The following is an 18,099-nucleotide window of genomic DNA, read 5'->3' as shown; positions in this document are numbered from 1 at the left end:
ACTCTGTATATTTATTATATACTGGACTGTACTAATCATAAAAACATTAAAATAGCCGCCACATCACTGTGACAGCTGCTTATTAATCCGATATCATTTTTTTCCTTAAAATGGCGTTAATCACACCGCCTATCATAATAATGATACCGGTCAGATAAAACCAGATCATTAAAACAATAACCGTACCAAGACTGCCGTATGTTGCCGAGTAATTGCCAATTGAATTGACATAAAAGGAAAATGCCAAAGAAGCCAGCTGCCAGCCAATTGTCCCAAACAGGGCGCCCCAGACAACATTCCTGAAATAAATGCGCATGTTGGGCGCCATGCGATACAGGGCCAGTAACACGATAAAAATAACCGCGGATGACACAACCCAGCGCAATGTTTGCCATACACTCACAAAGCCCTCAGACAATCCGAAAAATGCGAAAATGTATTCACCAATCATTCGCCCGAATACAGGCAGCAAAAAGGCCATGCATATGACTAAAACCATTGCAATCGTTAAAATAATGGCAATTAACCGCGTCACGATAAACGAGCGGTCTTCTTCTACTTCATAGGCACGATTGAACCCCCGCATAATGGCGTTGATAGCATTTGATGCCGCCCACAGTGTACCAATGACGCCGATTGATAACAGTGAGCCGCTTTGATTATTGACAAGCTCGGAAACATTCTCATTAATCAGCCCGGATATCTCCCCTGGTGCGTATCGTTCAATAAAATCGGTCACGTTTTGCGCATCCAGCGGCAAATAACCGACAAGTGTCATTAAAAAGAGCAAAAAAGGAAATAAGGAAAGCAATAAAAAATAGGCAAGCTGAGCGCCCAGCCCAAAAATATCATCATCTGTTATACGTTGGTACAATACAATAACAAAATCTTTGGTCTCCTGCCACATTTTATCGCCCTCACATGAGTCATTTACAGATTGTTATCCAACTTTTTAATACACTTAATCTTTTAAACTTAGTTCATTTCAGATACTTCAAGCACCACAAAACCTTCTTTTGTGGTGCTCTGTATCTGACCTCACTTTCATCCCATGTCTCAAGACGATGGGCTTTCGCGTTCAGTGAATTCTGTAAACTGTTCTAATGTGTTTTCCACTTGTTCCAGTGCATTGATGGCATTATCGGCACTATTTGTGAATTGTGTATTAATACGGCCGAATGCATCTCTTGCATTTTTGACTGCTTCTGATGGCCGTTTAACATAATAGGATGAACCGCTTTTGACAGCCGACATTTTTCCTCTTGCATAATGCCTTGCATCACGATCCAATAAAGAAAGAAGTCCTCCTGCAATAGTGCCGATTAATAATCCTAAACATAATTTTTGCTTACCCATCTGAAATCGCTCCTTTAACGTTATATATTATTTTCATTCCTGATAGAATTTAACAATGACTCACAGCCTTTTGACACTAATTCATAAGTGCCGTCAAACTTCCCGGTAAAGTATGGATCCGGAACATTGGTATCTTCTGCTTTATCCACAAAGTCCATCAGCTTGGCAACCGTGATGTCGGCATTTTTATTGTCCATCTCCTCTAAGCCGCTGATGTTTTCGTCATCCATAGCGATAAGATAGTTAAAATCGCCAAAATCCTGCGTATGTACTTGCCTGGCCTTCATACCGTCATAGGGAATACGCTGTCTGTCAAGTATATCCCTTGTCCCTTTATGCGGGGGATTCCCAACATGCCAATGACCCAGCCCCGCTGAATCCACCTCGATTTTATCAGAAAGGTTTTCCTGTTTCACCAAATCCCTGAAAACGGCTTCTGCCATAGGCGACCGGCAAATATTCCCAAGACATATGAATAATACACGTATCATAAATTCAACACCCTGCCCCCATTATATTCTTGTTGCTGCTTTCATTATAATAGGAGCCATTCATAAATTCCAATATCCTCTATTACACAAGCGGTGCAATACACCCCTCATCATTATTTTTCGCCGAATTGACATAACGCGCAACGTCATAAGCCTGCATGTCTTCTGTTTCCAATGATTCCAAGAAATGATGTGCTTCAATCGGTGTCCGGTCACCTGCTTCAATCCAGGCATTTTCCTGATCCTTTGGCAAAATGATCGGCATCCGGTGATGAATATCCTGCATAAAATCAGTCGCCGCTTTTGTCAGAATAGTACATGTGAAAAGTTTTTTATCACCTTGTTCCCATTTGTCCCACAGTCCGGCAAACGCAAATAATCCCCGGCCTGATGTCTGGATCCGTTTAGGCTGTTTTTCACCGCCATCATGTTTCCATTCGTAAAAACTATCGGCGACAATCAGACAGCGCTTCCGTGCCATCAGACGTTTGAAACTCGGCTTTTCATGCGCTGTTTCGCTGCGGGCATTGATCATCTTATAACCGATTTTCTCATCACTCGCCCATGATGGAACAAGCCCCCAGCGTAAATAGCCGGCACGCTTTTCCTTGCCATCATGAATAATCGCCAAAACATTTTGGCCAGGTGCAATGTTATAGCTTGGCTGATAATTCTCAATCGCCTGTTCAATCCCGAACGCCTGTAAAATGTCCACTTCATCGGCGAGTAAGGTATAACGTCCACACATCTGTTTCACGCCTCCCTTGGAAAAACTCGGTCCCACCTCATTTTTCAGAGGCAGGATGTCAGAGGTCAAATTGGTTGAAATCGGCGAGCAGCCGATTTCAATATCTAAAAAATACTCAAATCCCACTGTGTCGCAATATGACGGAGCAGACGGGTACCGGCAATACTATTTCCTTTATCCCCAAGGGCCGGACCATAAACACCGATTCCGCAGCCGTCTGTAAAGGGCATCGTTTCATCCCGGACTCTTGGTGGCACAGCCGCTAAGATACCGCCGGACACACCACTTTTTGCGGGTATCCCGACATAAGTGGCAAATTTACCCGAGGCGTCATACATACCGCACGTCAGCATGAGCACTTTGGTTAGCCTGGCAACTTGTCTTGGCATCATCTCCTCACCATTCTTCGGATCCATACCGTCATTGGCGAGAATCAGGCCAATTCGCGCCAGATCATCCAACGTCACATTGATGGAGCATTGTTTAAAGTATGTTTCCAGCGTGGCATTCAAATCCGAGTCCAAAAAACCGACTTCCAATAAATAGTAGCCAATCGCCCGGTTTCGGTTTGATGATTCCCTTTCCGACTCGTACACGTCAACATTTAAACTTGGGCGGTATCCAAGTATCTTCTCAAGCAGCTGAAAGACCGGCTCAAGCCGCTCCTCCGATGTATCACCCGGCAAAGTGGATGTCACCGTGATTGCGCCAGCGTTATTAAACGGATTCAGCGGTTTTTTGACCGGTTTCATCTCCAGGTGCATGATGGAATTGAATGCTTCCCCGGTCGGCTCCACATCAACGTTATCAAGCATATACGAAACACCACGTTCCATGCAGGCCACGATGAACGTGATAGCCTTGGAAATGCTTTGCAATGTGAACGGTATTTCCGTATCACCAGAACGTACTGACAGGCCATTATTGCCAATGATCGTTATACCCAAATCATCCGGATCAGCTTCCGCTAAAATTGGAATATAGGAGGCAACATTCCCGTCATTGGTATGCTTCCGGTAAAAAGCTACCCAATCGTCCACATATTGCTGCAGCCACTCCTGTGTCTCTCCGGTATTCCAGTTAGCTATCCCTTGAACCATACAATCACCTCGTAATCGTAGTATGCCTATAAGACACGGAATTCTTCATAATTTGTTTAAAAATGTTGAGGTTTTCAGGTAGGATGGCGCTATGACGAAAACCTTAGTCAGTGAGCGGCACTGTTTCACTGGTTGTTTCGACTTGACTTGTACGCCCGTTTGAGCGAAGTGCCCGTTCGACGACCTTCTGGATATCCTCAGCCAATTCCCCATGTTTCTTGTCCTGATAAACCTCGGGATAAATCGGGTCGTTTATTGTTAGGCTGATGGTTGAAGCGTCCACCTTGCCTTTTCCGGCTTCAAGTATTTGATATGTGCCATCAATTGCTACGGGCACAATCGGAACTTTCGCTTTTGTCGCTAACCTCAGGCTGCCGGATTTAAAGGTACTAAGTTCACTTCCATTGCCCCTTGTACCTTCAGGGAAAATAACGATCGAATGCCCTGCTTTTAAACTGGCAATTCCCTGATTAATGGCATTAACCGATTGGCGGCGGTCGCTCCGGTCGATGAATACACAGTGCAGAAGTTTCATCCAGTTGCTGACAACCGGCAGTTTTTTTATCTCTTTTTTGGCAATGAACCCAACCGGCTTTCCCAAGTGACCCAGCAAGGCGAGAATATCAAACAGCCCCTGATGATTTGCGATAAACAGTACTGGACCGTCCGGCAATTTCTCCTGACCGGTTACGTGGATAGCTGAATTGGTTTTTTTAATGATTTTTTGCGACACATTTTTTGGTGTGGCAAAAATGTGATCCATGGTGATGGAAGTCCCGGACTGATTCAGTTTCATTTTTACGCGGAGCAGTTTAAACCAGGCGCTGATTATCAGTATTCCCGCATATAAATAAATTTTAAGACTCCTGATCATTTTACTCCCCTCCCATTATCACTATTATTATACCGCTGAAAGAGGCCTATGAAAAGAAACAAACAGTATAATAAGAAAAACTCAAGGCTAGCCTCGTTTTTCCAGAGGTCAGATGCAAGAGTCGAACTTGAAGAAATTGGCGAATCAGCCGATTTAAGATTGAAAGCGTCCCCTGAAATGATATAAAAATTTCGCTTGTTTTTTCAGTCAAATGGGAGTACGATTGGGTTTTGAGCAAACTTAGAAAGGCGTCATAACATGAATAAACGCGTTTACTTTTTAATGATTGTCGCATTCGTTGTCGGAATGGTCGAGTTGATTATCGGCGGAATATTGGATCTGATAGCCGCTGATCTAAACGTCAGTCTCGGTCAAGCCGGTTTCCTGATAACGATTTTTTCATTAATTTTTGCTGTTGGGGCTCCCATATTATTGATTCTGACATCACATATTGAACGGAAGCGGCTGACACTTATTTCACTCGCTGTATTTCTTGCGGGAAACCTGGTGACAGTGTTCAGCCCGACATATAGTGTTGTTTTTATTGGCAGGGTTATATCAGCACTAAGCGGATCACTGCTGATTATATTATGTCTGACCATTGCACCATCCATTGTCCATCCAAAATACCGCGGACGGGCAATCGGGATTGTTTCCATGGGTGTCAGTGCCTCGATTGTGCTTGGTCTCCCCATCGGATTGCTATTGGGAAATGCCTTTAGTTGGCGTGCCCCGTTCGTGCTGATCTCAGTTTTGACTGTTCTGTCAATGGCTGGTGTGCTTTTTCTGATGGGTCATGTCGAGCCGAAACCTTCCAGTTCAATCAGAAAGCAACTGGCTACGTTAAAAAACCGGCGAATATTTTTCGGACAAACCATCACCCTCCTGTTTATGACCGGCCATACGATTCTATATGCGTACCTGACACCTTTTTCCAAAACGACTTTGGGTGTGGATGGCGCCTGGGTCAGTATCATTTATATGATTTTTGGCATTGCGGCAGTAAGCGGCGGCGGGGTCGGTGGTGCCCTCTCAGATAAATGGGGATCAAAGAAGACCATTATCGCAACCACTCTTATATTTAGTCTTGTCATATTCGCCATACCGTACACGACATTTTCGCTGCCTATGTTTTTGGCTATCCTGGTTATTTGGGGGCTGCTCAGTTGGATGTTGTCTCCAGCGACACAGAGCTATTTGATTGGTCTGTCACCCGAAACGTCGGATATACAGCAAAGCCTTAACAACTCGGCCCTTCATCTCGGTATCGCATGTGGGTCATTCATTGGCGGGCTTGTCATTGAATGGGCTTCCGTTGAACAAAATGCAGCAGTTGGCGGAGTATTTGTCATCCTTTCGATAGGTGTGGCATTGATTTCAATGTATGGACAAGGAAAAATGCAAAAACAAAAGGGACTGAACCATTAAGGCCAGTCCCTTTTACGTTTACTTACCAATAAATTGTTGTGTCCAATGGTTGCCTTGTTCGACATAGCCAACACCGATGTGAGTGAAGTCTGAATTCATGATGTTTTCACGATGCCCTTCACTGTTCATCCAGCCGTTCACAACTTGCTCTGGTGAGGTCTGTCCTTTGGCAATGTTTTCACCAGCTGTTTGATAGGAAATACCAAAATCTTTCATCATATCAAATGGTGATCCATAGTTTGGGCTGTCGTGTGAAAAATAGTTGCTTATTGCCATATCGCGGGATTTTTCACGTGCCACTTTGCTTAATTCTGTATCGACTTTGAGTGGCTCAAGGCCTTGTGCTTCACGTTCCTGGTTTGTCAATTCAACCACTTGCTGCTCAAATTCATTCAGCTGCTGTGATTGTGATTGATTTTGCTGCTCGTTTTGCTGCTCAGTTGGCTGCTGTGGTGCTTGTGCTTCTGGCTGTTCACTTTGCTGTTCTTGTTGTTTATCTGCTTCTTGTTGATTATTTTGCTGTTCTTGCTGTTTATTTGCTTCTTGTTGATCACTTTGCTGTTCTTGCTGCTTATCTGTTTTTTGGTCTGATTTGTCATCATTTTTAGGTTGTTCCTGATTTTGCTCCGGCTTATCCTGCTTTGATTGTTCTTCTTCTGACGCTTGCTGATTGCCATTACCGTTTTGGTTATCCCATTTGATTTGCGGGAAGTATTTATTCAAATGGTTGCTGAATTTATCGGATGAAAGTTCAGCCCAATCACTTCCGTTAATAGAATAATAGACTTTATGCTGAGTTGATTGATTTTGAGATTTATCTGCACTTGCAGAGGCATCCGCAGTTGTCTGAAATGCTCCGCCAAATAATAACGCTGTGGTCAGTGAACCGACCATTAATTTGTTAAACATTGATGTCACCTCTCCTGTGTTTTTGTTTGCAAAATCATCGTACCACGCTTGTTCTGTAATATTATTGGCATCGATTTCCAAATATTTATGTTCTGCATAGATTTTTCTGAAAATAACGGTACAAACAGGCTTCAAATTTATTTAGTCAGATAATTAATAGGAAAAGGTTTGATGCAGTGGTAATTTTTACATCAAAATAACTATTGACACCTCTGAAAATACCCTGCATATATTACAATCAGCCATTAATTGTAAAGGAAATGTTACTTGATTTTTCACTGATTATCATTTCAAATAGAGGAGAATGAAACGTTTTTGGAAAAGTTTAGATTCATCTTCAGCCAATATATGTAAGTCGTTTATCACCCCCGAAAAACGTGATAAAATAGAGAATGATATAGTAGTAAAATGTGGACTTTTTTCCGCACGACTTATGATTGAATTTATTCCTGTTTTATTTTTATAGATTTATCTTACATCATTGGAGGAACATAACATGTTATCAAATGCAGAAATCGGAATTGATCTGGGTACTGCCAATATACTGATCTATTCCAAATCAAAAGGAATTGTTTTAAATGAACCATCTGTTGTGGCGATTGATTTAAATACTAAAAATGTTGTAGCTGTCGGTTCTGAAGCAAAAGAAATGGTGGGAAAAACACCACAGAATATTGTCCCGATCCGGCCTTTAAAAGACGGCGTTATTGCGGATTATGATGTGACCGCACAAATGCTGAAGGAATTTTTGAAAAAAGTAAGCAAGAAAATGGGATTGTCAATGCGTAAGCCGACTGTCGTCGTATGTACCCCGTCAGGCAGCACAACGGTCGAACGCCGGGCAATCCACAATGCTATTTACCCAGCTATGGTGTCAAAATGTCCATTTAATCGAAAGAACCTGTGGCCGCCGCAATCCGGTTGCAGATTTGCCGGTTGATGAGCCGATTGCCAATGTTATTGTGGATATGGCGGCGGTAACTCCGAAAGTGGGGGGATCATCTCATTTCGGCGGTGTTTCCAATAATTCGATTCGTAGCGGCGGGGACAAATGATGAAGAGAATTGTCACTATATCGGAAGAAATATAATATTCTGATCGGTGAACGTACAGCCGAAAATATTAAAATGGAAATCGGTTATGCAGATGAAAATCATGACGAGGAATCCATGGATGTCCGGGGACGAGACATGGTATCCGGCTTGCCGAAAACGGTATCGGTCTCCTCAAAAGAAGTCTATTCAGCGTTAAAAGAATCACTCGAACAAATTCTGGAAACCATCCGAAATACATTGGAGAACTGCCCGCCCGAACTGAGCGTGAATATGTTGATCGCGGTTATCGGTCCTTACGGCGGCGGAATTCAATGTTTAAAAGGGACTGAAAGAGGGTTGTCAGATGAAATCTATTGTACCTGTCCATATCGCACGAGTCCGCTTGAAATTCCGTAAGCTATTTGGGACAGGGGGCGTTCACTGAAGATGATTTCCAAACTTCAGAAAGCTGCAAAATAATTGATATAGCAGAGTCCATGATGATGCTATGCACGGTTTTGATGGCAATTAAGCTGGTGACCCAGCTTTCGGGAAGAAATTTCAGTTCTCTGGTTCATATTTTCATTCTCGCGCCCATGTTTTCGGTCTCACGCTCATGTTTTTGCTCTCCAGCCCATGTTTTCGCTCTCCGGCCCATGTTTCCGTTCTCCAGCCCATGTTTTCGCTCTCCAGCCCATGTTTCTGCTCTCCGGCCCATATTTCCGTTCTTCAGCCCATGTTTTCGCTCTCCAGCCCATGTTTTCATTCTCCAGCCCATATTTTCGCTCTCCAGCCCATGTTTCTGCTCTCCAGCCCATGTTTCTGCTCTCCGGCCCATGTTTTCATTCTCCAGCCCATGTTTTCATTCTCCAGCCCATATTTTCGCTCTCCAGCCCATGTTTCTGCTCTCCGGCCCATGTTTCCGTTCTCCAGCCCATGTTTCTGCTCTCCGGCCCATGTTTCCGTTCTCCAGCCCATGTTTCCGCCCTCCAGCCCATGTTTCTGCTCTCCGGCCCATATTTCCGTTCTTCAGCCCATGTTTTCGCTCTCCGGCCCATGTTTCCGTTCTCCAGCCCATGTTTCCGCCCTCCCACTCATATACATGTTCTCAGATGGCCGTTTATACTCCGTGGGAATGGTCACCTATTTTTGCCCACAACTTCCAAAAATTATCAGCTCCCATAAAAAGGATTTTTAAAATATATCTGGAATTATAAGGGTAAGGATAGAGAGGTGATTATATGTATACAGTTATTTATCTGTACCGCGTTAAAAAGGAACACGTTCAAGGTTTTCTCGATATTAACACGCGAGCAGGTGAAATCTATATGTCCTATGGCTGCCTGGAGGAGACAATCTATCAGGCTGAGAATCTCCATGGTGATAACAACTTTAAAGGACTGATTGACGTTATCCAAAAGGAAGAAAATGAAGACATTTTTCTTGGACAGTCTGTATTCCGGAACAAATCACACTATGACGAGGTTATGGAGCAAGTAAAGGCCAATCCTGAAGTCAGCCAGCTTTTTGATGAACTGTCTGACACGATTGATTTATCAAATGTGATTACCGCAAGATTTTCAACCGATAATTAAAAAGCTGTTTACATATATTTCAGAATACTATATAATAAAATTAATCATGTTGAAGCGCTTCCACGTCTGAACCACATGATATATCAAAACACAATCAAAAAACTGCCTAATCTGTTAACAGTTCAATGCCAGTTCTGATTCAACAGACAAAAGCCAGTTCAAATAGACTTGCAGCGTACTGTGGTCTTTTTGGACTGGTTTATTTTTTACAGGAAGGAGTGATGACGTGTCTGGAGCACTTGAGAATATCAAAATTCTCGATTTGTCACGTGTCCTGGCCGGCCCATACTGTACGATGATTCTTGGAGATCTTGGTGCGGAAATCATAAAAGTTGAAGCACCAGGCGGAAGTGATGAGACACGTAAATGGGGACCGCCCTTTCAAAATGGTGTCAGTGCCTATTACCTCTGTGCCAACCGGAATAAAAAAAGTATGACGCTTGATCTGAAATCTCCGGAAGGCAACGAAGCCATCAAAGAACTAGCACGTGAAAGTGATGTGGTCATTAATAATTTTAAATCCGGTACAATGGAGCGTCTTGGGCTGGACTATGAAACATTATCCGAAATCAATCCGGAAATTGTCTATTGTTCTATTACAGGTTTTGGCGAAACAGGCCCATATAAGGATATGCCGGGTTACGATTTTATCATCCAGGCGATGAGCGGTTTGATGAGCATTACCGGTGACAGCGAATCCGGCCCGCAGAAAGTCGGCGTTGCCATTACGGATATTCTGACTGGTCTCTACGCGTGTATCGGTATTCAAGGCGCACTGCTTGAACGAACCCAATCAGGCAAAGGGCAAAAGCTCGATTTATCCCTGTATGATTCAGCTGTCAGCGCGCTTGTCAATATCGGCAGCAACTATTTGATGGCTGGTAAAAAGCCTTCCGCACTGGGAAATCAGCATGCGAATATCGTTCCATATCAGACGTTTCAGACAATGGATGGTGAAATGGTCATCGCTGTCGGAAACGATAATCAATTCAAACGATTATGCGAGATTTTAGAAATACCGGATTATGCATCAGATGAACGTTTCCAAACCAATCCGGATCGGGTCGCAAACCGCGGAGTTTTAATCCCATTGCTTCAGGAGGCTTTCTCAACTCAGCCAACTGCTTATTGGCAGGAAAAATGTCAGGAAAATAATATTCCATGCGGACCGATTCAATCAATTGATGACGTTGCACGTGACCCGCAACTGAACGCACGGGATATGTTTATCGATGCCAACCACCCGACAGCAGGCGATATCCGCATGATCGGCAGTCCGCTGAAGCTTTCCAGGACACCGGTTAATGTCAAACACCATCCGCCTGATGCGGGCGAGCATACGAATGCGATTCTGGAACAAATAGATATGACGAAATTAAACAATTAGGAGATGATTAGATGGATTTTAATTTTTCAGAAGAACAGGATATGCTGCGCAGTACAGTCAGAAGCTTCGTTGATAAAGAAATTTTGCCTTATATTGCCGAATGGGACCGCGAAGGAAAATTCGACCCTGTGATTATGAAAAGGCTTGCTGATCTTGGTCTGATGGGAGTTTGCATTCCGGAAGAATATGGGGGGAGCGGCATGGACTACAATTCGCTTGCCATTGTCTGTGAAGAGCTTGAACGCGGGGACACAGCTTTCCGTACAGCTGTTTCCGTTCATACCGGCCTGAATAGCATGACGCTTTTACAATGGGGCAATGAAGAACAAAAACAAAAATACCTCACACCACAGGCCAAGGGTGAGAAAGTTGGCGCTTACGGACTGACAGAGCCAGGTGCCGGTTCTGACGTAGCTGCCATCCAGTCCACAGCGGTCAAAAATGGTGACCATTACATCCTGAACGGGTCAAAATCATGGATCTCTTTATGTGATACAGCCGATCACTTCCTTGTATTTGCCTATACTGATAAAGAAAAACGCCATAAAGGCATTTCGGCATTTATTGTTGAGCGTGACTGGGAAGGTTTTGCATCAAAGGCAACAAAAGGAAAGCTCGGAATCCGCTCCGGCAACACGGGTGAAATCTTTTTCGATAATATTAAAGTCCCGAAAGAAAATTTGCTTGGTGAAGAAGGAGAGGGATTCAAAATTGCCATGGCCGCACTTGACAACGGACGATTCACAGTCGCTGCGGGTGCTGTCGGACAGATCCGCGCCTGTCTTGAGGCCAGTGTCAAATACGCCAATGAACGCGAAACATTCGGTAAACCAATCGGCCAGCACCAGCTTGTCCAGCAAATGATTGCCAAGATGAAAGCAGGTCTGGAAATGAGCAGTCTGCTTGTCTATCGCGCAGGTGAACTGAAAAATGCCGGAAAACGCAACACGGAAGAAACGTCAATGGCGAAATGGCAGGCATGCGATTTTGCCAACAAAGCTGCCGATGATGCCGTCCAGGTCCACGGTGCCTATGGCTATTCCGACGAATATCCGGTTGAGCGCTATTTACGTAATTCAAAAGCACCGGTTATTTACGAAGGCACACGTGAAGTGCACACAATCATGCAAGCCGGCTACGCATTAGGCTATCGTGAAGACAAACCATTAAACAAAATGCTCCCGGCATGGGAAGGTGAACGGGCAAAGGTATAGGTTAAGCTGTTTACAAAATGGCTGCCTGAACAGCAGAAGGAGGCACGTGGAGGATCCTGCGTTGCTGTCCTTCTGCGTTCTTCATGTAAAATATTATTAGGAGTGGTTCAAATGAAGCTCAAAAATAAAACAAACAGCATTTTTATTGATGGGAAATGGCATAGTGTCGACGAACAGGACACAGAAACGGTCTATAATCCGGCAACACTTGAGCCGATCACGGAAGTAGCCTATGGTGGAAAGGCAGAAACCGAAGCCGCCATTCAAGCTGCATCAAGCGCCTTTAAAACATGGCGTGACATGACCGGCCGTGAGAGATCGCGTATTTTATACAAAGCGCACGAACTGATGCTTGAAGATGCCGATCGTCTCGGTGAAATTTTGACAACTGAGCAAGGCAAACCGCTAAAAGAAGCAATTGGTGAGGTCAAAGGCGCTGCGGGCTTCCTGCTCTGGTATGCCGAAGAAGCAAGCCGTGCGTATGGCGAATGGATCCCGTCATCCGTTAAATCCAAGCGCCTGCTTGTCATTCCGCAGCCTGTTGGTGTGGTGGGTGCAATTACACCGTGGAACTTTCCTGCATCAATGATCACCCGAAAAATCGCCCCGGCACTTGCAGCTGGTTGTGCGATTGTTTTGAAACCGGCACCGGAAACACCTCTGTCAGCCATTGAAATCGTCAAGATCCTCGAACAAGCCGGCATGCCAAATGGTGTTGTCAATCTGGTGACCGGTGATGCCGAAGCAATCGGCAATACGATGTTAGAGAGTAAAGATGTGCGCCTGATGACGTTCACCGGATCCACCGACGTCGGCAAACATCTGATGCGGGAAAGCGCTGATCATGTTAAAAAGTTATCGCTTGAGCTCGGTGGTCACGCGCCAATTGTTGTATTTGACGATGCAGATATTGATAAAGCTGTTTCACTGGCACTCGTCAGCAAATTCCGGAATAACGGCCAAACGTGTATTTGTGCCAACCGAGTTTACGTCCACGAGTCGGTCCAAGACGCCTTTCAGGAAAAGCTGACCGAAAAAGTTGCGGAACTTAAAATTGGTGACGGTACCGAGGAAGGTGTTAAACTTGGGCCGCTGATTAATGAACAAGCGTTACAAAAGGTTGAGAAACACCTTGATAATGCCGTTAAAAATGGAGCGGAAGTCATCTGCGGCGGTGATAAATGGAACGGCGGCCTGGACGGTTATTTCTATCAGCCTACTGTTCTGTCAAATGTCACTGACGACATGCTCGTCATGAACGAGGAAACATTCGGACCAATCATGCCAGTACAAGTTTTCAACGATGAGGATGCCGTCATCGACAAAGCAAATGACACCGACTACGGCCTCGCTGCTTATATTTTCACTGAAACGACCAGCCGTGCCGTACGTGTCTCGGAAAAACTCGATTATGGCATAGTCGGCGTCAATGATGTCACCCCTGCCGTAGCCGAAGCGCCATTCGGCGGCATCAAGCAGTCCGGCGTCGGCAAAGAAGGCGGCCACCACGGCATGGATGAATTTTTGGAGATGAAGTATGTATCGATGGGGATCGATAACTGAACAAATAAATGATTATAGACTGATAGCCGCATTTCCTGCTGGAGGAATGCGGCTTTCTGTTTTATTTGGAAATTATTTGAAAACTACGCTGTAGATCATGCCGAAATCGCTGTAGTTCGGTCAATAAACGCTATAGATTCGAATGAATTCGCTGCAGGTTGAGCGAAAATCGCTGTAGATCATTTTATAGAGTTCCTGCGCCCTTCTGAAGCAACAGCCAGGTTATAACTTTGATATACACAATTAATCTGACAATCAATATTCTTGGATGCATGAAATTTACTTAAACAGCATTCCTGCATCCAAAAATTTTAAACGACTTCTCCGCCCCAAATTACGTTTTCTTTCAATATTTGTGCATTCTTCTAACCATAATAAACGTAAAGTTAAGTTGTCTTTTTGCATATAATGCTTCACATTATGAATAGAATACTTTACACTGAACAAAAAATAATATGATGACAAAATAATCGTCCTAAGGGGAGACGCCATGCTTAACAATAGAATAGCGGTTTGCAGGGCTGAAAAAAAGTGGACACAGCAACGATTAGCCGAAGAAGTTGGTGTCAGCCGCCAAACAATAACAGCTATGGAAAATCAAAAATATAACCCTTCATTGATATTGGCTTTTAAGGTTGCGAAGGTGTTCGGGAAATCGATTGATGATGTTTTTGAGTTTGAAGAAGAATAAAGCGGTTTATATATGTCTAATCATAATTGTTTTTATAAAAAATAATAACGAGGAGGACAGTGATGATTGCATTAGAGATATTTTTAATAATCCCGATCTTTTTAATATGCGCGTTTATTGTTTGGAAATTCAACTGGAGTAAGGAAGCTAAAGATGAGAGGGGTCAGAAAATCCTAAGTCTTTCTATGCAATATTCAATTCCTATTTTTCCTGTCGGCTGGGTATTATTAGAACTTTACAGTAAGCATGTTCATGAAGTGTCCTTTCAAATCTACAAAGATTTTTTGTGGATATTATTCGTCCTCATGTTCATTATCCAGGGGACCAGCATTGTTATATTAAAAAGAAAGGGTATTTAGATTCAAACCTCGACTTAGTTTACTGATCTAAAAATTGACAGTATACACATTTCATTTTATAATATACTTAGAAATAAGGTACCGAGTAGCGTTAATCACTCGGCACCGGCAACTACAAACTGCATAAAGCGCAGTTGACCAGCTGTCTGGCTTGTCTACCTGAAGAAGTAATCGCTGACCTTGGCTTTGGGGCGATTACTTTTTTTCGTTCAGGTAAACGACAAGCGAGACAATTAAAGTTAAAGTAGTTACCAGTGAAATGTTGAACTGCGCTACTAAACTAAACGCCTCCTATGTCGTCACCCGACCACCTCCTTTCCCGGATTGTAACCGTGACAAAAGGAACAGGGAAAGATGGCCAACCGCCCACTATACCTATGTAGTTGTTATTAATATATTACCATATACTTTGATGAATGAATACCAAAAAGCGAATAAACGTTCTATATACTTTCGCTCCTTTGGAATATACCCAATCTTTATATCATACCTCGCTAAGATTTTTTCCCTTTTGTTTGTGAACAGGATTTTCTAATGATGAGTCTCCCGATAGTGCTCGTACTGCCGGTACAAATCATGCAATGCCGAAACAAGTGCATTGCCGGCTTTTCCCAAATAATGCCCTTTCATCGTTTCAGCAGGGCCGTCCACCCCGTCCTGCAGGCTGTGTCCTCTTAATAGCTGATGAACAAATTGTCTGCCATGTTCAGTCGCCAGAGTGCAATTGGCTGCTACAATCACACCATATTTTTTATCAATTTCCGCTGTTATCGTCAGTGTCTCATAAATACTCTTCGCCGCCATACCGGATGGCAATCTGGCATGTCCTGCAATAAACACCGTATTCATCACCATCATCTCCCCCTTAGCTATAAAGTGAAACTTCATTCTGCGGGGCGGTTTTCCCCGCAGATTGTTAGTTGAACAGAATCGGACATTTAGGGACAGTTAACCGCCGTTCTTTGGCGGATTACTGTCCATTATATGCGGGATAAAGTGAAACTTCATTCGGTGAAGTGCTTTTCTTCACTGAATGTTAGTTGAACAGAATCGGACATTTATGGACAGTTAGCCGCCGTTCTTGGGCGGATTACTGTCCATTATATGCGGGATAAAGTGAAACTTCATTCGGTGAAGTGCTTTTCTTCACTGAGTTTTACGGACGGTTACACCCGGAAAAATCCGGCCCGCGGTAGCCGAGTTTTCTGGAAATCGTCTCAGCTGTAAGCTTTGTTTCAGCTTTTAACCATTCCAGATTCTCTCCTTCAAAATGGCTGGACAATCCGCTGACTGCCAATGCTGCAATGACTCGATTGCTATAATCATAGATTGGATACGAAATTCCGGTTGTATCAGCATCCTGTTCACCGATACTGTACGCATAGCCTTGTTCATAAATCTTCTGCAGTTCCTCAAGCAGCTTCTTTTTATCAATCATACCGCGATTCACAGGAGGATTCAATTCGTTTTCATTTAAAATTTCTTCTTGTCTTTCTCTGGATTTATTTGCCAAAAGCATCTTGGGGCCTGACCCCAAATAAAGAGGTGAGCTTTTCCCGACGCGTGTATTCAGCCTCAAAGCTCTTGAGCTGTCGACTTTTTCAATATATGTGGCTTCGTCATGATTGCTGATAACCAAGTGGATTACCTCATTAATATCCGCAGCCAGGTCCTGCATAAATGGTAGCGCGACATTGCGAATTTCCAGCTGATCAGAAACAATTTGTCCAAGTTCCAGCAGCTTAAGTCCCAGACGATATCTGCTGTCATGTTCGCTCTCCTTTGTTTTATATAAAAAATCACTGGATTCCAGTGCTGATAACAGTCGATAGGCGGTCGGCTTTGGGATCTCCGCCTTATTGGCAATATCTTTTAGCGTTAATTCAGGTGCTTCTGCTGAAAAAATAGTTTTTAGTAATTTAAAGCTTGATCACACTCTGATCATAGCGAAAACTCCTTGCAGTTATCATAATAAGAAAAAAGGCTGCCACTTAAATTCAGAGCAGCCTCGGGTCATTCATCAGTTCGTTACATGCGTTTTTTCTTTATTGGTTAATTCATGAATCGTCACGCCGCGTTTGGCCATTTCATCTATATAAGGTTTACCTGGAACAATTTGCTCTGGTGGATAGACGCCACGTTTGCCAATCGTGCCGTTTGCGATCATTTGGGCGACGACTGAAATCGTGTTGGCAGTAGCCCGGGCCATAGCCGTCACATTATGTTCCCTGTCTTTGTATGTCGTCATTTCAAATTCATGTAACGACGCCTCGCCGTCTTTTTCTCCACCGACTTTCACCCTCAGCAGCACGACATCATCCTTATCACCAAGTTCGACAATCGGATCGAGTACTTTGAGCAATACTTCCCTCGGATTGATTTCCTGTCCGTTCACATCAACCGAATAGTCCATACGGGTCAGATTCAAATCCACCAGCAGTTTAAATTTCTCGGCATGACCCGGATAGCGGATGGTCTTATACTCCAATGTCCTCAACTGCGGATATGAGATTGATAATGTCGATGTTCCGCCTGAGGTATGGAATGCTTCAAGCGGGCCAAATTTTTCAAAGTGGACGCGTTCCACCTCACTCAAGGATTTAATTTTCTGTTTCATTCCGTCACGGATAATCAATGCCGGATCGGTATAATGATCGAAAACACCTTCCATCGAGAAAACGTGGTTGTATTCAAACGGCGGCTCCGGATTCACCGGGATTCCACCGACATACAGTTTAATTTCTTCAAGTTCATCAAGTTTACTTGCTCCGTGACCGGATAAAATATTAATCATGCCCGGTGCAACACCCAAATCGGGAATTAACGTCACGCCGGCAGCCTGGGCGTCATCTTTCAGTTCCAGGACTTTATCGGTAACATGACCAATATGCCCACCTAAATCGACGGCATTCACCCCAACGTTAATGGCCGTTTTAGCAACGATTTCATTAAATGAGTAAAACAGAGCATTAATGATGACGTCAAACTGGCGCATATAATTGCCAAGATCCTGTTCATTCCTGGCATTGACCTGATAAGCTGTCAATTTTGGGGAATTTAACTGATCAACAACTTTTTGCGCGATGTCAATATCGATATCAGCGAGACCGACTGCTGTCACACCCTCACTGGACACTAAATCCCTCGCCGCTTCTTTACCCATTAACCCGGATCCCAATACACCTATCTTCACACGCATTCACTCCCTGCCTAAAATATGTTCCCATCTTTCCACAGTATTTCGCCCTTTTAAGGAGGACTGTTCCCCATGTATATTTGATTATCTCCATATTCATGAGAAACAGCCGTTCACTAAGTTTAATGACGTTCCGAGTTGTCATTCGCCGTGA

18 protein-coding genes and 2 pseudogenes are annotated in these 18,099 nt (G+C 43.8%); 7 read left to right on the top strand and 13 right to left on the bottom strand.

Annotated elements, in window-relative coordinates; all coding sequences use genetic code 11:
- Positions 1-82: 82 nt before the first annotated feature.
- The 6 genes from Len3610_RS20205 to Len3610_RS20180 all read right to left on the bottom strand — a co-directional run bounded on the left by Len3610_RS20205 (position 83) and on the right by Len3610_RS20180 (position 4,569).
- Positions 83-907, bottom strand: coding sequence for a YihY/virulence factor BrkB family protein (locus tag Len3610_RS20205; protein WP_176449500.1), 825 nt, complete (start codon positions 905-907; stop codon positions 83-85).
- 149 nt (positions 908-1,056) lie between these two features.
- Positions 1,057-1,356: a YtxH domain-containing protein gene (locus Len3610_RS20200; protein WP_176449499.1), complete on the bottom strand. Its 300-nt coding sequence runs from the start codon at positions 1,354-1,356 to the stop codon at positions 1,057-1,059.
- Between the two features lie 20 nt (positions 1,357-1,376).
- Complete coding sequence (locus Len3610_RS20195; RefSeq protein WP_176449498.1) at positions 1,377-1,847, bottom strand: low molecular weight protein-tyrosine-phosphatase; 471 nt, start codon at positions 1,845-1,847, stop codon at positions 1,377-1,379.
- An 82-nt stretch (positions 1,848-1,929) separates the two neighbouring features.
- A complete protein-coding gene (locus Len3610_RS20190; RefSeq protein ID WP_176449497.1) occupies positions 1,930-2,595 on the bottom strand; it encodes an SOS response-associated peptidase in 666 nt (221 codons plus the stop codon).
- Between the two features lie 104 nt (positions 2,596-2,699).
- Entirely contained in the window at positions 2,700-3,695 is a 996-nt protein-coding gene (locus Len3610_RS20185; RefSeq protein WP_176449496.1) for a glutaminase, read from the bottom strand.
- Between the two features lie 103 nt (positions 3,696-3,798).
- Entirely contained in the window at positions 3,799-4,569 is a 771-nt protein-coding gene (locus tag Len3610_RS20180) for a lysophospholipid acyltransferase family protein (protein WP_176449495.1), read from the bottom strand.
- Positions 4,570-4,827: 258 nt separating this feature from the next.
- Here Len3610_RS20180 and Len3610_RS20175 point away from each other — a divergent pair, with 258 nt between their 5' ends.
- The gene (locus Len3610_RS20175; protein ID WP_176449494.1) at positions 4,828-5,997 is read left to right on the top strand and encodes an MFS transporter; all 1,170 of its coding nucleotides are present in this window, start codon (positions 4,828-4,830) and stop codon (positions 5,995-5,997) included.
- Positions 5,998-6,015: 18 nt separating this feature from the next.
- Here the strand turns inward: Len3610_RS20175 and Len3610_RS20170 are convergent, their stop codons facing one another.
- Entirely contained in the window at positions 6,016-6,906 is an 891-nt protein-coding gene (locus Len3610_RS20170) for a CAP domain-containing protein (protein ID WP_176449493.1), read from the bottom strand.
- Positions 6,907-7,402: 496 nt separating this feature from the next.
- On the opposite strand from Len3610_RS20170, the pseudogene mreB reads away from it, so the two are divergent.
- A pseudogene (gene mreB / locus Len3610_RS20165) lies at positions 7,403-8,420 on the top strand (rod shape-determining protein MreB).
- 134 nt (positions 8,421-8,554) lie between these two features.
- Here the strand turns inward: mreB and Len3610_RS20160 are convergent.
- On the bottom strand, positions 8,555-8,758 hold the full coding sequence (locus Len3610_RS20160; protein ID WP_176449492.1) for a hypothetical protein: 204 nt from the start codon (positions 8,756-8,758) through the stop codon (positions 8,555-8,557).
- 24 nt (positions 8,759-8,782) lie between these two features.
- The gene (locus Len3610_RS20155; RefSeq protein ID WP_176449491.1) at positions 8,783-8,998 is read right to left on the bottom strand and encodes a hypothetical protein; all 216 of its coding nucleotides are present in this window, start codon (positions 8,996-8,998) and stop codon (positions 8,783-8,785) included.
- 183 nt (positions 8,999-9,181) lie between these two features.
- Here Len3610_RS20155 and Len3610_RS20150 point away from each other — a divergent pair, with 183 nt between their 5' ends.
- The 5 genes from Len3610_RS20150 (at position 9,182) to Len3610_RS20130 (ending at position 14,390) form a co-directional block, all read left to right on the top strand.
- The gene (locus Len3610_RS20150) at positions 9,182-9,535 is read left to right on the top strand and encodes a DUF1428 family protein (RefSeq protein WP_176449490.1); all 354 of its coding nucleotides are present in this window, start codon (positions 9,182-9,184) and stop codon (positions 9,533-9,535) included.
- A 226-nt stretch (positions 9,536-9,761) separates the two neighbouring features.
- Positions 9,762-10,922: a CaiB/BaiF CoA transferase family protein gene (locus Len3610_RS20145; protein ID WP_176449489.1), complete on the top strand. Its 1,161-nt coding sequence runs from the start codon at positions 9,762-9,764 to the stop codon at positions 10,920-10,922.
- Between the two features lie 11 nt (positions 10,923-10,933).
- Complete coding sequence (locus tag Len3610_RS20140; RefSeq protein WP_176449488.1) at positions 10,934-12,136, top strand: acyl-CoA dehydrogenase family protein; 1,203 nt, start codon at positions 10,934-10,936, stop codon at positions 12,134-12,136.
- A 111-nt stretch (positions 12,137-12,247) separates the two neighbouring features.
- A complete protein-coding gene (locus Len3610_RS20135; protein WP_176449487.1) occupies positions 12,248-13,699 on the top strand; it encodes an NAD-dependent succinate-semialdehyde dehydrogenase in 1,452 nt (483 codons plus the stop codon).
- A 490-nt stretch (positions 13,700-14,189) separates the two neighbouring features.
- Positions 14,190-14,390 (top strand): helix-turn-helix transcriptional regulator, encoded by a 201-nt coding sequence (locus Len3610_RS20130; protein ID WP_176449486.1) that lies wholly within the window; start codon positions 14,190-14,192, stop codon positions 14,388-14,390.
- Positions 14,391-15,280: 890 nt separating this feature from the next.
- On the opposite strand, the gene Len3610_RS20125 is transcribed toward Len3610_RS20130, so the two are convergent.
- From Len3610_RS20125 to Len3610_RS20115, 4 genes and pseudogenes are all read right to left on the bottom strand, one after another.
- Positions 15,281-15,598, bottom strand: a complete 318-nt coding sequence (locus Len3610_RS20125) for a DUF3870 domain-containing protein (protein WP_176449485.1) — start codon at positions 15,596-15,598, stop codon at positions 15,281-15,283.
- A gap of 307 nt (positions 15,599-15,905) precedes the next feature.
- Positions 15,906-16,388 (bottom strand): IclR family transcriptional regulator, encoded by a 483-nt coding sequence (locus Len3610_RS21405; protein ID WP_255259714.1) that lies wholly within the window; start codon positions 16,386-16,388, stop codon positions 15,906-15,908.
- 159 nt (positions 16,389-16,547) lie between these two features.
- Positions 16,548-16,655, bottom strand: a pseudogene (locus Len3610_RS21400) (helix-turn-helix domain-containing protein); the annotation flags it as partial.
- 114 nt (positions 16,656-16,769) lie between these two features.
- Complete coding sequence (locus Len3610_RS20115; RefSeq protein ID WP_176449761.1) at positions 16,770-17,942, bottom strand: saccharopine dehydrogenase family protein; 1,173 nt, start codon at positions 17,940-17,942, stop codon at positions 16,770-16,772.
- Positions 17,943-18,099: the final 157 nt, after the last annotated feature.

The organism is Lentibacillus sp. CBA3610, from assembly GCF_013373365.1.
Classification (GTDB): Bacteria; Bacillota; Bacilli; order Bacillales; family Amphibacillaceae; genus Lentibacillus.
This window is presented reverse-complemented; position numbering and strand designations above follow the sequence as displayed.

Excerpts from the sequence above, each read along its gene's own strand:
- Len3610_RS20205 (WP_176449500.1), bottom strand. The coding sequence starts at position 907 with ATGTGGCAGGAGACCAAAGATTTTGTTATTGTATTGTACCAACGTATA.
- Len3610_RS20200 (WP_176449499.1), bottom strand. The coding sequence starts at position 1,356 with ATGGGTAAGCAAAAATTATGTTTAGGATTATTAATCGGCACTATTGCA.
- Len3610_RS20195 (WP_176449498.1), bottom strand. The coding sequence starts at position 1,847 with ATGATACGTGTATTATTCATATGTCTTGGGAATATTTGCCGGTCGCCT.
- Len3610_RS20190 (WP_176449497.1), bottom strand. The coding sequence starts at position 2,595 with ATGTGTGGACGTTATACCTTACTCGCCGATGAAGTGGACATTTTACAG.
- Len3610_RS20185 (WP_176449496.1), bottom strand. The coding sequence starts at position 3,695 with ATGGTTCAAGGGATAGCTAACTGGAATACCGGAGAGACACAGGAGTGG.
- Len3610_RS20180 (WP_176449495.1), bottom strand. The coding sequence starts at position 4,569 with ATGATCAGGAGTCTTAAAATTTATTTATATGCGGGAATACTGATAATC.
- Len3610_RS20175 (WP_176449494.1), top strand. The coding sequence starts at position 4,828 with ATGAATAAACGCGTTTACTTTTTAATGATTGTCGCATTCGTTGTCGGA.
- Len3610_RS20170 (WP_176449493.1), bottom strand. The coding sequence starts at position 6,906 with ATGTTTAACAAATTAATGGTCGGTTCACTGACCACAGCGTTATTATTT.
- Len3610_RS20160 (WP_176449492.1), bottom strand. The coding sequence starts at position 8,758 with ATGGGCTGGAGAGCAGAAACATGGGCTGGAGAGCGAAAATATGGGCTG.
- Len3610_RS20155 (WP_176449491.1), bottom strand. The coding sequence starts at position 8,998 with ATGGGCCGGAGAGCGAAAACATGGGCTGAAGAACGGAAATATGGGCCG.
- Len3610_RS20150 (WP_176449490.1), top strand. The coding sequence starts at position 9,182 with ATGTATACAGTTATTTATCTGTACCGCGTTAAAAAGGAACACGTTCAA.
- Len3610_RS20140 (WP_176449488.1), top strand. The coding sequence starts at position 10,934 with ATGGATTTTAATTTTTCAGAAGAACAGGATATGCTGCGCAGTACAGTC.
- Len3610_RS20135 (WP_176449487.1), top strand. The coding sequence starts at position 12,248 with ATGAAGCTCAAAAATAAAACAAACAGCATTTTTATTGATGGGAAATGG.
- Len3610_RS20130 (WP_176449486.1), top strand. The coding sequence starts at position 14,190 with ATGCTTAACAATAGAATAGCGGTTTGCAGGGCTGAAAAAAAGTGGACA.
- Len3610_RS20125 (WP_176449485.1), bottom strand. The coding sequence starts at position 15,598 with ATGAATACGGTGTTTATTGCAGGACATGCCAGATTGCCATCCGGTATG.